Source organism: Lentzea sp. NPDC036949, assembly GCF_055608075.1.
The window spans coordinates 196,406-208,702 of record NZ_JBVJRA010000012.1; the positions used below are offsets into that span (position 1 = coordinate 196,406).

The window sequence follows — 12,297 nt, forward strand, 5'->3', positions numbered from 1 at the left end:
CTCCGCGACTGCGGCGAACATGACACCATTGGCGGTATGACCACGCCCGTCGAACAGGAACGGACGCATGCCGAGCCCATTGGCGCGGAGATCGCAGCCGAGGACCGGCCATGGCAGACCGTGGTCTGGAACGACCCGGTCAACCTCATGTCGTACGTGACGTACGTCTTCCAGAAGCTGTTCGGGTTCAGCAGGGACAAAGCGACCAAGCTGATGCTCGACGTGCACCACAAGGGCAAGGCGATCGTGACATCGGGCACCAAGGACAAGGTGGAGGCCGACGTGGCGAAGCTCCACGCGGCAGGGCTCTGGGCGACCATGCAGCGGGCCTCGTGAAGCGGTGGATCCGCGACGGTGACGTCGTCGTCGGCAGGCTCGACCGCCAGGAGGCGGCGGTCGTGCGGGGTCTGGTCAGCCAGATCCAGGACATGCTGATGGCCCGCGCCGAGGAAGCGCCCCAGGACGAGCTCGCCGAGCTGACCGGGATCAGGACCGGACCCTCGCAGGCACCCGACGACCCGATCCTGGGCCGGTTGCTGCCGGACTTCCACCGGCTCGACGACGACGCGCCCGACCCCGCGGAGGTGGACTCCGCGGCGGCTCTGCGGTCGTTGCACGAGCCGGAGCTGCTGGACCAGAAGACCGGTGCCGCCGAGACCGTGCTGCGGACCTGCTCTCCCGACGGCGGGGAGATCAGGCTGACGATCGGTGAGGCGGAGGCCTGGCTCGCGTCGCTCAACGACGTGCGTCTGGCCCTCGGGACGGCGCTGGACGTCCAGGAGGACATGCCGGACGAGCTGCCCCCGGAGGACCCGCGCTCGCCGCACCTGGGCGTCTACCACTGGCTCACCTGGGTGCAGGAGACGCTGGTCGAGGCGATGCTGGCGTGATCCCCGGCGTGCTGGTCGGGCACCACCACCGCGTCGAACCCGGCTGGAACACCGGCACGACGGTCGTGCTGGTGCCCGCCGGCGCGGTGGGCGCGGTCGACGGCCGCGGCGGCGCCCCCGGCACCCGCGAGACCGACCTGCTGGACCCGGCGAACCTGGTGCAGCAGGTGCACGCGATCTGCCTGTCCGGCGGGTCGGCGTACGGGCTCGCGGCGGCGGACGGCGTGATGCGCTGGCTCTCCGAACGCTCGATCGGCTTCCAGGTCGGCGCGCAGCCGCACCACGTGGTGCCGATCGTGCCCGGTGCGGTGATCTTCGACCTGCCGATGTCCGAGTGGGGCAACCGGCCGGACGCCTCGTTCGGCTACGAAGCCTGTGCCGCTGCCGCCGCGGAGTTCGCCCTGGGCTGCGTCGGCGCGGGTGCCGGTGCGCGGGTCGGGTCGCTCAAGGGCGGCATCGGCGCGTTCACCGGCCGGGTCGGTGACCACCACATCGGGGCGCTCGCCGTGGTCAACGCGGCCGGTGAGGTCGTGGACCGCGCGACGGGCCTGCCGTGGCTGCCGTCACTCGGCACGTCACCGGTGGTGCTGCCGCAGCGCAAACCGGACGGGCTGAACACCACGATCGGCGTGGTCGCCGTCGACGCGGAACTGTCCAAAGCGGAGTGCCAGCGCCTCGCGATGGCCGCCCAGGACGGGCTCGCGCGGGCGGTGCGCCCCGCGCACTCCATGTTCGACGGTGACACGGTGTTCGCACTGGCCACCGGCGCCCGCCCGCTCGCGGAACCGCGCGCGTTCGCGTTGGACGCGCTCTGCGCGGCCGCCGCGGACGCGTTCGCCGAGGCCGTGGTGTCCGGTGCGCGCGAGGCGACGACCGCGAACGGCGTGCAGGCGTTCCGCGACCTCTGAGTGGGTAACCCGCCGGCATGGCCGATGTGATCGATCAGGCAGCCGGTGTCGTGTCCGAGCTCGTACCGCCCTCCGTGGCGGGCCGCGAGGTGCCCGGGAGGGAGCTGGTGGCGGTCGCGCCCGCCGGGCTCTTCGTGGCGTCCTTCCTGGTCCCGCCGGGGGTCGGGAAGGTGCTGATGAAGCTGGGCGTGCTCACCACCCCGCTCGCCGCCTGGGCGGAGCTGGCCGCGTGGCGCACCCTGGACCAGGGGCAGCGGCGGCGCGGTGTGGCGTTGCTGGCGCTCTACCTCGTGGTGGTGCTCAGCCGGCGGCGGTGACCGTCCCGGAGCCCGCATCTGCGCAGGCAAGGCCAGGTGCGGGAGGTGTTATCTCGCATACCGAGACAACTTCCGCCAGCCCGTAGGATTGACTGCGTGCTGGTGATTCGCCGTGACCTGGTGGACGCGATGGTGGCCCACGCCCGCCGTGACCACCCCGACGAGGCGTGCGGGGTGATCGCCGGGCCCGCGGGCTCGGACCGCCCCGAGCGCTTCATCGAGATGGAGAACGCCGAGAGGTCGCCCACCTTCTACCGTTTCGACGCGGGTGAGCAGCTCAAGGTGTGGCGGGAGATGGACGCCAACGACGAGGTGCCGGTGGTCGTCTACCACTCGCACACCGCCACCGAGGCGTACCCGTCCCGCACCGACATCTCGTTCGCGGGCGAGCCGGAGGCGCACTACGTGCTGGTCTCCACGCGTGACCCGATCGAGCACGAGCTGCGGTCGTACCGCATCGTCGACGGCGTCGTGACCGAGGAACCGGTCAAGATCATCGAATCCTGAAGTTTCTCCCGGAGGTAGAACCACCATGGCCGTCACCGTGTCGATCCCGACCATCCTGCGCACCCACACCGGGGGCGAGAAGTCGGTGTCCGCCACCGGCGCGACGCTCGCCGAGGTCATCGACGACCTGGAGAACAACCACGGCGGCCTCAAGGCCCGCCTGGTCAAGGAGGGTGCGCTGCACCGCTTCGTCAACGTCTACGTCAACGACGAGGACGTGCGCTTCGCCGGTGGCCTCGACGCCGCGGTGAAGGACGGCGACAACGTCACCATCCTCCCGGCCGTCGCGGGCGGCTGAGCCACACCATGGCGCGCTACGACTCGCTGCTGGACGCGCTCGGCGGGACCCCGCTGGTGGGCCTGCCGAGGCTGTCCCCGTCGGAGAACGTGCGCATCTGGGCGAAGCTCGAGGACCGCAACCCGACCGGCTCGATCAAGGACCGGCCCGCGCTGGCCATGATCGAGGCGGCGGAGCGGGACGGCGTGCTGCGCCCCGGTGCCACGATCCTGGAGCCGACCTCGGGCAACACCGGCATCGCGCTGGCCATGGCCGCGAAGCTCAAGGGCTACGGCCTGGTGTGCGTGATGCCGGAGAACACCTCGACCGAACGCCGCCAGCTGCTGCAGGCCTACGGCGCGCGGATCGTGTTCTCCCCGGCGGCCGGCGGGTCGAACCAGGCCGTCGCCACGGCCAAGGAGCTCGCCAAGCAGAACCCGGACTGGGTGATGCTCTACCAGTACGGCAACCCGGCCAACGCCGACGCGCACTTCCGCGGCACCGGGCCGGAGATCCTCGCCGACCTGCCGGAGATCACGCACTTCGTGGCCGGCCTGGGCACGACGGGCACGCTCGTCGGTGTCGGGCGGTACCTGCGCGAGGCCAAGCCGGACGTGCAGATCATCGCCGCGGAACCCCGTTACGGCGAGCTGGTGTACGGCCTGCGCAACCTCGACGAGGGCTTCGTTCCGGAGCTGTACGACGAGTCGGTGCTGACCGGGCGGTACTCGGTCGGCTCCTACGACGCGTTGCGCCGCACCCGGCAGCTGCTGGAGTCCGAGGGCATCTTCGCGGGCATCTCGACCGGTGCGATCCTGCACGCCGCGCTGGCCGTGGCGCAGAAGGCCGAGGTCGCAGGCAAGTCCGCCGAGATCGTGTTCATCGTCTGCGACGCCGGCTGGAAGTACCTGTCCACGGGCGCGTACTCGGGCACCCTGGACGAGGCGGCGGCGCGGCTCGACGGGCACCTCTGGGCCTGACCGGTTGTGCGGTGACCACTCCGGTCACCGCACCTCAGCCCGCGAACGCGACTCCCGGCAGTCCGGCGCCGATCCCGGGCAGCACGAGCACGGACCCGTTGAGCTGCCGCTGCACCAACGTCTCGTCGGACAGCCCGACGCGGGCCGAGGTGACGTAGAGGTCGGTGAAGTCGCTGCCGCCGAAGCAGCACGCCGTCGGCTGGTCCACCGGCAGCGCCACCTCCCGGTCCAGCTCGCCGCCCGGGGTGTAGCGGCGCACCGCGTGACCACCCCACAGCGCGACCCACACGCACCCGTCGGCGTCCACCGTCAGCCCGTCCGGTGAGCCGTCGGTGCCGCCGACGTGGGCGAGCGGGCGGCGGTTCGAGACCGTGCCCGCGGCGTTGTCGAAGTCGAACACGTCGATGCGGCGGGTGGGCGTGTCGATGAAGTACATGAGCGTGCCGTCCGGGCTCCAGCCCACGCCGTTGCTCGTGTTGACCTCGCTGACCACGACCTTCGCCGCGCCGTCACCGGAGACCCGCGCGAGCCAGCCCTCGTTCGCCGCCTGGTCGTAGCGCATCGTCCCGGCCCACAGCCGGCCGGACGGGTCGACGCCCGCGTCGTTGCCGCGCACCCCGTCGCGCGCCCAGTAGACGAGCCAGCTCTTGGTGCCGTCGCGGTCGACCAGCGCGATGCCGTCGCGCAGGTTGCAGACGAGGCCGCCCTGCGCACGCGGCTTCGCGGCGCCCACGTGCTGGGGGAGCGCGAGCACCGCGTCGTCGTCACGCGCCGGCGCGTACCGGTGCACCTCGGACGCCAGGATGTCCACCCACAGCAGGGTGGAGCTGCTGTGGTCCCAGGTCGGCCCCTCGCCGAGCTGGGCCGATACGCGCACCGCTACCTCGATCGACACCCGACCACCTTAGGTGCACGTAGGCTGGACACGTGGACCGCACTGCGCTCGCGAAACGGGTCATACCGCCGCACCCCGTGCTGTCGCTGCTGGTGGTGGCCGGGTTCGTCGGCTTCCTCTACGTCGTCGAGGCCTTCGACGTCGCCACCGGTGGCTCGCTGGAGGACGACGGCGTGCGGCCGCGCGACTTCAGCCAGTGGGACAACCTGGCGTGGATGCCGCTGATCCACGGCGACTGGAGCCACCTCACCGGCAACGCGGTTCCGTTGCTGCTGCTGGGGTTCCTGGCCTCCTCCGGTGGGTTGAAGCAGTTCTTCCAGGTCACCGCGGTCATCTGGTTGACGAGCACGCTCGGCGTCTGGGTGTTCGGCAGCGAGGGCAGCCACATCGGCGCGTCCGGGCTCGTGTTCGGGTTCCTCACCTTCCTGCTGGTGCGCGGTGTCTTCGCGCGGTCGTGGCTGCAGCTCGTGATCGCCGTCGGCGTGTTCGCCCTGTACGGCGCGGCGCTGTGGGGTGTGCTGCCGGGCCAGCCGGGCGTGTCGTGGGAAGGCCACCTGTTCGGCGCAATGGGTGGAGTCCTGGCCGCGTGGGGTGTTTCTCGCGACAACCGCAGGGTGGCCGCACCGGCTACATTCACGGCGTGACGATCGGGATCATGGACTCGGGCGTCGGCGGCTTGACGGTCGCCAGAGCCGTCATGGAACAGCTGCCCGGCGAGTCGATCCACTACATCGGTGACACCGCGAACGGTCCCTACGGGCCGCTGCCCATCGCGCAGGCCCGCAAGCACGCCCTGGAGGTGTGCGACCGGCTGGTCGACGAGGGCGCCAAGATGCTCGTGATCGCCTGCAACACCGCCTCCGCCGCCTGCTTCCGCGATGCGCGGGAACGCTACGACGTGCCGGTGGTCGAGGTGATCCTGCCCGCGGTGCGCCGCGCGGTGAGGTCGACGCGGTCCGGCCGGGTCGGTGTGATCGCCACGGTCGGCACGATCAACTCGCACGCCTACCAGGACTCCTTCCAGGCCGCGCGGGACGTCACCGTCACGGCGGCGGCCTGCCCGCGGTTCGTCGACTTCGTGGAACGCGGCGTCACCTCCGGCCGGCAGGTGCTGGGTCTCGCCCAGGCCTACCTGGAACCGTTGCAGCGCGCCGAGGTCGACACCGTGGTGCTGGGGTGCACCCACTACCCGCTGCTGACCGGCGTGATCCAGATCGTCATGGGCGAGCACGTGACGCTGGTGTCCAGTGCCGAGGAGACCGTGAAGGACGTGGTGCGGCTGCTGACCGAACGCGACGACTTCGCCGCCGACCCGCCCGTGCACCGGGTGACGTGCACCGGTCCGCCGGAGCGCTTCGCCAAGCTGGCCGCCAGGTTCCTGCCGACGTTCGAACAGTGGGGGTAACGGTGCTGCTGACCGTGCTGGGCTGCTCCGGCAGCATTCCGGGACCTGGCGCGGCGGCGTCGGGGTACCTGCTGGAGGCGGACGGCTTCACGCTGGTGCTGGAGCTCGGCAACGGCGTGCTGGGGCGGTTCCAGCAGGAGCGCCCGCTGTTCTCGATGGACGCGCTGGTGCTGTCGCACCTGCACCCCGACCACTGCATCGACGTGTCGTCGCTGTACGTGGCGCGCAAGTACCACCCCAGCCCGCCGTCCGCCGTCCTGCCGGTCTACGCGCCTTCCCAGGCCCACGCGCGGTTCGCCGCCGCCTACGCGCCTTCCGAGGAGGAACGCGCGTCGCTGGACCTCACGGACGTCTTCGAGTTCCACCCGCTGGGCTCCACCGTCCACATCGGACCGTTCACCGTGGAGTCCGCTGTGGTCGCGCATCCTTGCGAGGCGTACGGGTTCCGGATCTCCTGCGGTGGCGCGACACTGGCCTACACCGGTGACAGCGGACCGTGCGCGGCGCTGGACGCGCTGGCCGACGGGGTGGACGTGCTGCTCGCGGAGGCCAGCTGGACGCACGCGCCCGACCGGGTCGCGGACCTGCACCTGTCCGGGCTCGAAGCGGGACAGCTGGCCGCGCGGGCCGGCGCGGGACGGTTGCTGGTGACGCACGTTCCGCCGTGGACGTCGCGGGACGTCGTGCTCGCGGAGGCCAGGTCGGCCTTCGCCGGGCCGAGCGAACTGGTCGTAGAGGGCGGCCGGTACGAAGTGGGGGAGATGGCGTGATCGAGCTGGAACGGGTGGGCGAGCACGAGTTCGTCGCGACGAACGACCGCGGCGCGTCGGTGCGGATCGGGCGCAAGGGGCAGGAGGGCTCGTTCAGCCCGGTGGAGTTGCTCGTCGCGGCCGCCGCGGGCTGCGCGCTGGTGACGTCGGAGACGCTGATCCTGCGCCGCACCGGCGGTGAGGAGCTGTCGGCGGTCGCGGACGCCGTCCAGTCCGAGAGCGGCAACGAGGTCGTGTCGATCCCGGTGGCGCTGTCCTACGACCTGTCCGCGGTGGACGACCCGGAGGCCCTGGAGGTCGTCGTGCGGCGGGCCGTGGAGCAGTTCTGCACGGTCACCCGCACGCTGAAGCAGTCCGCGACTGCGCCGCTTCAGCTCCCGACGCCGCTCCAGACCGCCTCCGACCCGCTGTGACCGGCCCTGACCGTCTGCACCACGGTCCCGGCCGCGAGCACGACGACCAGCACCGACACGACGACTGAGACCACCCGCCACGTCCTCGTGGTGGGTGCCTCCGCCTCGCGTTCCCGGTCGGCGAGGCGCCCGGCGACCAGCAGCGCGATCACCGCGACGCCGAAGCCGAGCGCGACGGGCAGCAGCAGGTCGCCCAGGTCCGCGTGCGCCTGGATGACCGGGTTCGCCGCACCGGTGGCGCGTTCGAGTGCGGCCTGGAGGTCCTCGCCCGCCTGCTTCGCGACCGGCACGGCGGCGACACCGGCCAGGGTGACCCCGAGAACGGGCCAGGCGTACCTGCGCCGCCAGGCCGGGACCAGTGCGATCGCGATCGAGCCGAGCGCCGCCAGGGGCAGCAGCACGACCACGGCGTGCACGAGCAACGGGTGGATCGGAATACCGTCGATCGTCAGCATGTCTCTCCCTACGCCAGTGCGCCCCGCGGGGTTCATTAGGGTATGGGCCGTGGTGCGAAGCGACGGCCGAAACGACGACGTGTTGCGTGACATCCGGATCACGCGTGGATATCAGACCTGGCCGGCCGGCTCGGTCCTGATCGAGTTCGGGAACACCCGCGTGCTGTGCGCCGCGAGTGTCACCGAAGGCGTTCCCCGCTGGCGGTCGGGCTCGGGTCTCGGCTGGGTGACCGCCGAGTACGCGATGCTCCCGTCCGCCACGCACTCCCGCAGCGACCGGGAGTCCGTGAAGGGCCGCATCGGCGGGCGCACGCACGAGATCTCCCGGCTGATCGGCCGCTCGTTGCGCGCGTGCATCGACCTGGCGGCGCTGGGCGAGAACACCATCGTCATCGACTGCGACGTGATCCAGGCCGACGGCGGCACCCGCACGGCGGCGATCACCGGCGCCTACGTGGCGCTGGCCGACGCGGTGACGTACCTGGGCGCGGCCGGTCGCCTGGCCGACCCGTCGCCGCTGTCGTGCGCGGTGTCCGCGGTGTCGGTGGGCGTGGTCGACGGCCGCGTGCGCCTGGACCTGCCCTACGAGGAGGACTCGCGCGCCGAGGTCGACATGAACGTCGTCGCCACCGACGCGGGCACGCTGATCGAGGTGCAGGGCACCGGTGAGGGCGCCACGTTCGCCCGGTCCACCCTGGACCGCATGCTGGACGTGGCCCTGGAGGGCTGCGCGCAGCTCAACCGCCTGCAGGCCGAGGCCCTGTCCGCCCCGTACCCCGGCGTGCTGCCCGAGCCGAAGTCCGGTGGTCGCCGGTGAAGCTCCTGCTCGCCTCCCGCAACGCCAAGAAGCTCCGCGAGCTGCAGCGCATCGTCGTGGCCGAGGAGCTGTCGGGCATCGAGGTGCTGTCGCTCGCCGACGTGCCGGAGTTCCCCGAGGCACCGGAGACCGCGCCGGACTTCGAGGGCAACGCGCTGGCCAAGGCCCGTGACGCCGCCGCGGCCACCGGTCTGGTGTCCGTGGCCGACGACTCCGGCCTGGCCGTCGACGAGCTGAACGGCATGCCCGGCGTGCTGTCCGCGCGCTGGTCCGGCCGCCACGGTGACGACGACGCGAACCTCGACCTGCTCCTGGGCCAGCTCGGCGACGTGCCGGACGAACGCCGTGGCGCGGCGTTCGTGTCGGTGGTCGCGCTGGTCGTGCCCGGCGGCGAGGAGGTCGTGGTCCGCGGCGAGTGGCGGGGTTCCCTGCTGCGCGAGCGGCGCGGGACGAACGGCTTCGGCTACGACCCGATCTTCCTGCCCGAGGGCTACATGGTCACCTCGGCGGAGCTGAGCGCCGAGGAGAAGGACGCCCAGTCCCACCGGGGCAGGGCGCTGAAGCTGCTGGTCCCGCACCTGCGCAAGCTGCGTTAGGCCGTGACGGCGTGTGCGTGCGAGGCGACCGACACCACGCACACGCCGGCCGCGATGAGCGCCATGCCGCCGAGCATGGCGAGGTTCAGCGGGTCGGAGAACAGCACGCGGCTGGTGAGGGTGACCAGCGCGATGCCCGCGCCCGCCCAGATCGCGTACGTGATGGCGACCGGCAGCCCCATCCGGATCACCACCGACTCCAGGTAGAGAGCGGTGAGGAACCCGGCGCCGAGACCGACGACGGGCCACGGTTTCGTGAAACCGTCGGAGTACTTCAGACAAAGGGTCGCGAAAACTTCCGCTGCCACGGCGATGGTGAGCAGCACCCACTTGAGCATTGAATTTTCCCAGCACGAAATGCACGCAGCACCAGGCATGCGTGTTTGCTTGCGAACGGTGGACTGAGGGCAGAACGCCCTGGTCAACCGCCGCGCGTGGGGAAGTGGACGCGCAAGACGAAATCAGACGGGATGTCGGGGCCGCGAGGTGCCGTCAAGCGACACACGGTGTATCACCCTCACCGGAACAGGGGCGGCAGTTGTTGCACGCCCTCACCTCGACCATACCCGAAGAAGGGGCCGCCGCCGCAAGTCCTGCGGCGGCGGTGTCACATTTCCAGGTGATTTTTCAGGCCGGGAGCTCGCGCAGCAGCTTCGCGACGTGACCGGTGGCGCGCACGTTGTACATCGCCTTCACGACCTTGCCGTCCGGGCCGACGAGGAACGTGGAGCGGATGACGCCCTGCACGGTGCGCCCGTAGTTCTGCTTCTCGCCGAACGCGCCCCACTCGGTGAGGACGGTCTTCTCGGTGTCACCGAGCAGCGGGAAGGTGAGGCCCTCCGCGTCGCGGAACTTCGCGAGCTTCTCCTGCTTGTCCGGCGAGATGCCGACGACGGCGTAGCCCAGGTCGTTCAGCTGGGCGAGGCTGTCGCGGAAGTCGCAGGCCTGCTTGGTGCAGCCCGGGGTGCTCGCGGCCGGGTAGAAGTACACGACCACTGACCTGCCGAGGTAGTCGGACAGCGACACCGGCTTGCCGTCGCTGTCGGGCAGCGTGAAGGCGGGTGCGGTGTCCCCTGGTTCGAGACGGGTGCTCATGGCCTTGAGACTAGGCCTGGCCCTCGAACACGGTCGGTGCGTCCTGGCCCTGGCCGCCGGGCTGCACGGTCAGCTGCATCTGCACCGGCCCCTCCGCCACGGCGAACGCGAGCACCACCTGGGTGTCCTTGCCGGGCGGCAGCTCGGCGACGGCCGCGGCGAGGCCGTTGAGGCCCTGCACCGAGTCGACCAGCTCGGGAGCCGCGGCACCGTTCGCCGTCGCCTTCACGGCGAGCTGGGACGGCTTGTAGGCGTTCTTCGAGCCGTTGTAGACGGTGAGCGTGAAGACGGCCGTGCGCGCGGCGCGCGGGGTGGCCGTGTCCGACGGTGAGAGCGATCTCGGGGCCGACACCACGACGGAGAGACCGGAGCCCCACACCCGCTGGGTGCCGAAGGCGGCGTTGGTGGCTGCGTCGGGCGTCTCGGCCCGTTGCTCGACGGTCAGGCTCTCGTCCGTGGTGACGGCGACACTGGGGCCCGCACATCCCGCCACGGCCAGCAGCAGGCAGAGACCCGCTGCCGATTTGGCGAACTTCACGAACTCCCCTTTCCCACCCCGGCGGTGGGTGTGGACGACTCCCGTCAACTGTGACGGTGCCGCGGGGCGAGCGGGGGAGGAAAGGGGCCCTTGAAGCGGACCTGGTGCCGGGACGATGCCGACTCGTGATGGGCGGCGTGGGCGGCGCCACAAGAGAGCGCCGGCCCCACGCCGTCCGTCGGGTGAAGCTAGGGAGCGCGTCGGGGGGCGTGCGCGCTCACACCGATCATCGCGCAGGGTGTGCCTCGCGCTACAAGCGGAGCCGATTATCACCCGTTCAGACCAACGTCAGTCGTACGAAACGTGAAGCTCAGGCGTGACCGACTCACGTATGTGCGGCTGAACGGCCCAGCGCGGGCGTCCGTTCGGCAAGCTCGCTCAGCAGTTCGAACGACCGCAACCGGTCCTGCTGCCCGTGCACGATGGTCGTCACCATGAGCTCGTCGGCCGCCGTCGACTCCAGCAGCTCGCCCAGCCCGGCGGCGACCGTCTGCGGCGAACCGATGACCTGGGTGGCCATCCGGTCCTCGATCACGAGCTCGTCGATCTCGGTGTACGGGTAGGCGGCGGCCTCCTCCGGCGTGGCCAGCGGAGCCGGCCGGCCCTGGCGCAGCTTCACGAACGACAGCGCACCCGGACCCGCGAGGTAGCGGGCGCGCTCGTCGGTGTCGGCCACGACCACCGAGGCGCACACCATCGCGTACGGCTCGCTGAGGACCTCCGAGGGCCGGAAGTGCTTGCGGTACAACGCGAGCGCCGGCAGCGTGTTCTGCGCGCTGAAGTGGTGGGCGAACGCGAACGGCAGCCCCAGCAGCCCCGCGGCCTGCGCGCTGTAGCCGGACGAGCCGAGCAGCCAGATCGGCGGCTTGTTGCCCGCGGCGGGCACGGCGTTGAGCTCGGCGGTGCCGTCGAAGTAGCCGATGAGCTCGGTCAGCTCCTGCGGGAAGTTCTCCGCGGACAGCCCGGCCTCGGTCCGCCGCAGCGCCCGCGCCGTCTTCTGGTCGGTACCGGGCGCGCGCCCGATGCCCAGGTCGATGCGGCCGGGGTGCAGCGCCTCCAGCATGCCGAACTGCTCGGCGACCACGAGCGGCGCGTGGTTGGGCAGCATGACGCCACCTGACCCGACGCGAATCCGCTCGGTCGCCGACGCGACGTGCCCGATCAACACCGCGGGCGCCGAGCTCGCGATACCGGGCATGTTGTGGTGCTCGGCGAACCAGTAGCGGTGGTAGCCGAGGCGTTCGGCCTGCTGGGCGAGCTCCCTGGAGTTCTGCAGCGCGGCCGTCGCATCCGAGCCCGAACCGATCGGGGCGAGGTCGAGGACGGACAGCGGGATCTCACTGAGGCGGCTCATACATCGATCAACACCGATACTTCGCGACTTCTTCCGTGAGCCGGGTAACTCGTCGGGCGTCCGCCGGTCCGAGCCTGCGC

General features: G+C 71.2%; 19 protein-coding genes. 13 read left to right on the plus strand and 6 right to left on the minus strand.

Annotated elements, in window-relative coordinates:
* Window positions 1-36: 36 nt before the first annotated feature.
* The 7 genes from clpS to ACZ7CD_RS30435 all read left to right on the plus strand — a co-directional run bounded on the left by clpS (window position 37) and on the right by ACZ7CD_RS30435 (window position 3,879).
* On the plus strand, window positions 37-336 hold the full coding sequence (clpS, locus tag ACZ7CD_RS30405) for an ATP-dependent Clp protease adapter ClpS (protein ID WP_053736042.1): 300 nt from the start codon (window positions 37-39) through the stop codon (window positions 334-336).
* Entirely contained in the window at window positions 333-890 is a 558-nt protein-coding gene (locus ACZ7CD_RS30410) for a DUF2017 domain-containing protein (RefSeq protein ID WP_360398199.1), read from the plus strand. The genes clpS and ACZ7CD_RS30410 overlap by 4 nt, the downstream gene beginning before the upstream one ends.
* Window positions 887-1,798, plus strand: a complete 912-nt coding sequence (locus tag ACZ7CD_RS30415; protein ID WP_360398201.1) for a P1 family peptidase — start codon at window positions 887-889, stop codon at window positions 1,796-1,798. Before ACZ7CD_RS30410 ends, ACZ7CD_RS30415 begins: the two co-directional genes overlap by 4 nt.
* A gap of 17 nt (window positions 1,799-1,815) precedes the next feature.
* Window positions 1,816-2,115, plus strand: coding sequence for a hypothetical protein (locus ACZ7CD_RS30420; protein ID WP_053735882.1), 300 nt, complete (start codon window positions 1,816-1,818; stop codon window positions 2,113-2,115).
* A 96-nt stretch (window positions 2,116-2,211) separates the two neighbouring features.
* Complete coding sequence (locus ACZ7CD_RS30425; RefSeq protein ID WP_053735881.1) at window positions 2,212-2,622, plus strand: M67 family metallopeptidase; 411 nt, start codon at window positions 2,212-2,214, stop codon at window positions 2,620-2,622.
* 25 nt (window positions 2,623-2,647) lie between these two features.
* Window positions 2,648-2,920: a MoaD/ThiS family protein gene (locus ACZ7CD_RS30430; RefSeq protein WP_053735880.1), complete on the plus strand. Its 273-nt coding sequence runs from the start codon at window positions 2,648-2,650 to the stop codon at window positions 2,918-2,920.
* Window positions 2,921-2,928: 8 nt separating this feature from the next.
* Window positions 2,929-3,879, plus strand: coding sequence for a PLP-dependent cysteine synthase family protein (locus tag ACZ7CD_RS30435; protein WP_458434112.1), 951 nt, complete (start codon window positions 2,929-2,931; stop codon window positions 3,877-3,879).
* A gap of 34 nt (window positions 3,880-3,913) precedes the next feature.
* Here ACZ7CD_RS30435 and ACZ7CD_RS30440 read toward each other — a convergent pair whose 3' ends face one another.
* Complete coding sequence (locus ACZ7CD_RS30440; protein WP_470375596.1) at window positions 3,914-4,774, minus strand: SMP-30/gluconolactonase/LRE family protein; 861 nt, start codon at window positions 4,772-4,774, stop codon at window positions 3,914-3,916.
* A gap of 32 nt (window positions 4,775-4,806) precedes the next feature.
* On the opposite strand from ACZ7CD_RS30440, the gene ACZ7CD_RS30445 reads away from it, so the two are divergent.
* Genes ACZ7CD_RS30445 through ACZ7CD_RS30460 form a run of 4 tightly spaced genes read left to right on the plus strand, consistent with a single transcriptional unit; the run spans window position 4,807 to window position 7,362 of the window.
* Window positions 4,807-5,418: a rhomboid family intramembrane serine protease gene (locus tag ACZ7CD_RS30445; protein WP_470380229.1), complete on the plus strand. Its 612-nt coding sequence runs from the start codon at window positions 4,807-4,809 to the stop codon at window positions 5,416-5,418.
* 11 nt (window positions 5,419-5,429) lie between these two features.
* Window positions 5,430-6,179 carry a glutamate racemase gene (gene murI, locus ACZ7CD_RS30450; protein ID WP_360398268.1) on the plus strand — a complete coding sequence of 250 codons (750 nt, stop codon included), beginning with the start codon at window positions 5,430-5,432 and terminating at the stop codon, window positions 6,177-6,179.
* 2 nt (window positions 6,180-6,181) lie between these two features.
* A complete protein-coding gene (locus tag ACZ7CD_RS30455) occupies window positions 6,182-6,949 on the plus strand; it encodes an MBL fold metallo-hydrolase (RefSeq protein ID WP_470380249.1) in 768 nt (255 codons plus the stop codon).
* Window positions 6,946-7,362, plus strand: a complete 417-nt coding sequence (locus tag ACZ7CD_RS30460) for an OsmC family protein (protein ID WP_360398210.1) — start codon at window positions 6,946-6,948, stop codon at window positions 7,360-7,362. Before ACZ7CD_RS30455 ends, ACZ7CD_RS30460 begins: the two co-directional genes overlap by 4 nt.
* Here the strand turns inward: ACZ7CD_RS30460 and ACZ7CD_RS30465 are convergent.
* Window positions 7,320-7,817, minus strand: a complete 498-nt coding sequence (locus tag ACZ7CD_RS30465; RefSeq protein WP_360398212.1) for a DUF2231 domain-containing protein — start codon at window positions 7,815-7,817, stop codon at window positions 7,320-7,322. The two genes, ACZ7CD_RS30460 and ACZ7CD_RS30465, sit on opposite strands and share 43 nt — an antisense overlap.
* Window positions 7,818-7,866: 49 nt before the next feature.
* Between ACZ7CD_RS30465 and rph the strand changes: the two genes are divergently transcribed.
* A complete protein-coding gene (rph, locus tag ACZ7CD_RS30470) occupies window positions 7,867-8,634 on the plus strand; it encodes a ribonuclease PH (RefSeq protein WP_360398214.1) in 768 nt (255 codons plus the stop codon).
* Window positions 8,631-9,230, plus strand: a complete 600-nt coding sequence (gene rdgB, locus ACZ7CD_RS30475; RefSeq protein WP_458434108.1) for an RdgB/HAM1 family non-canonical purine NTP pyrophosphatase — start codon at window positions 8,631-8,633, stop codon at window positions 9,228-9,230. Before rph ends, rdgB begins: the two co-directional genes overlap by 4 nt.
* Here the strand turns inward: rdgB and ACZ7CD_RS30480 are convergent.
* The 4 genes from ACZ7CD_RS30480 to ACZ7CD_RS30495 form a co-directional block, all read right to left on the minus strand.
* A complete protein-coding gene (locus ACZ7CD_RS30480; protein WP_360398218.1) occupies window positions 9,227-9,568 on the minus strand; it encodes a DMT family transporter in 342 nt (113 codons plus the stop codon). The genes rdgB and ACZ7CD_RS30480 overlap by 4 nt on opposite strands.
* Window positions 9,569-9,857: 289 nt before the next feature.
* Window positions 9,858-10,325, minus strand: coding sequence for a thioredoxin-dependent thiol peroxidase (bcp, locus tag ACZ7CD_RS30485; RefSeq protein ID WP_360398220.1), 468 nt, complete (start codon window positions 10,323-10,325; stop codon window positions 9,858-9,860).
* A gap of 10 nt (window positions 10,326-10,335) precedes the next feature.
* Window positions 10,336-10,863 carry a hypothetical protein gene (locus ACZ7CD_RS30490; RefSeq protein WP_458434107.1) on the minus strand — a complete coding sequence of 176 codons (528 nt, stop codon included), beginning with the start codon at window positions 10,861-10,863 and terminating at the stop codon, window positions 10,336-10,338.
* Between the two features lie 325 nt (window positions 10,864-11,188).
* Window positions 11,189-12,217 carry an LLM class flavin-dependent oxidoreductase gene (locus ACZ7CD_RS30495; protein ID WP_458434106.1) on the minus strand — a complete coding sequence of 343 codons (1,029 nt, stop codon included), beginning with the start codon at window positions 12,215-12,217 and terminating at the stop codon, window positions 11,189-11,191.
* Window positions 12,218-12,297: the final 80 nt, after the last annotated feature.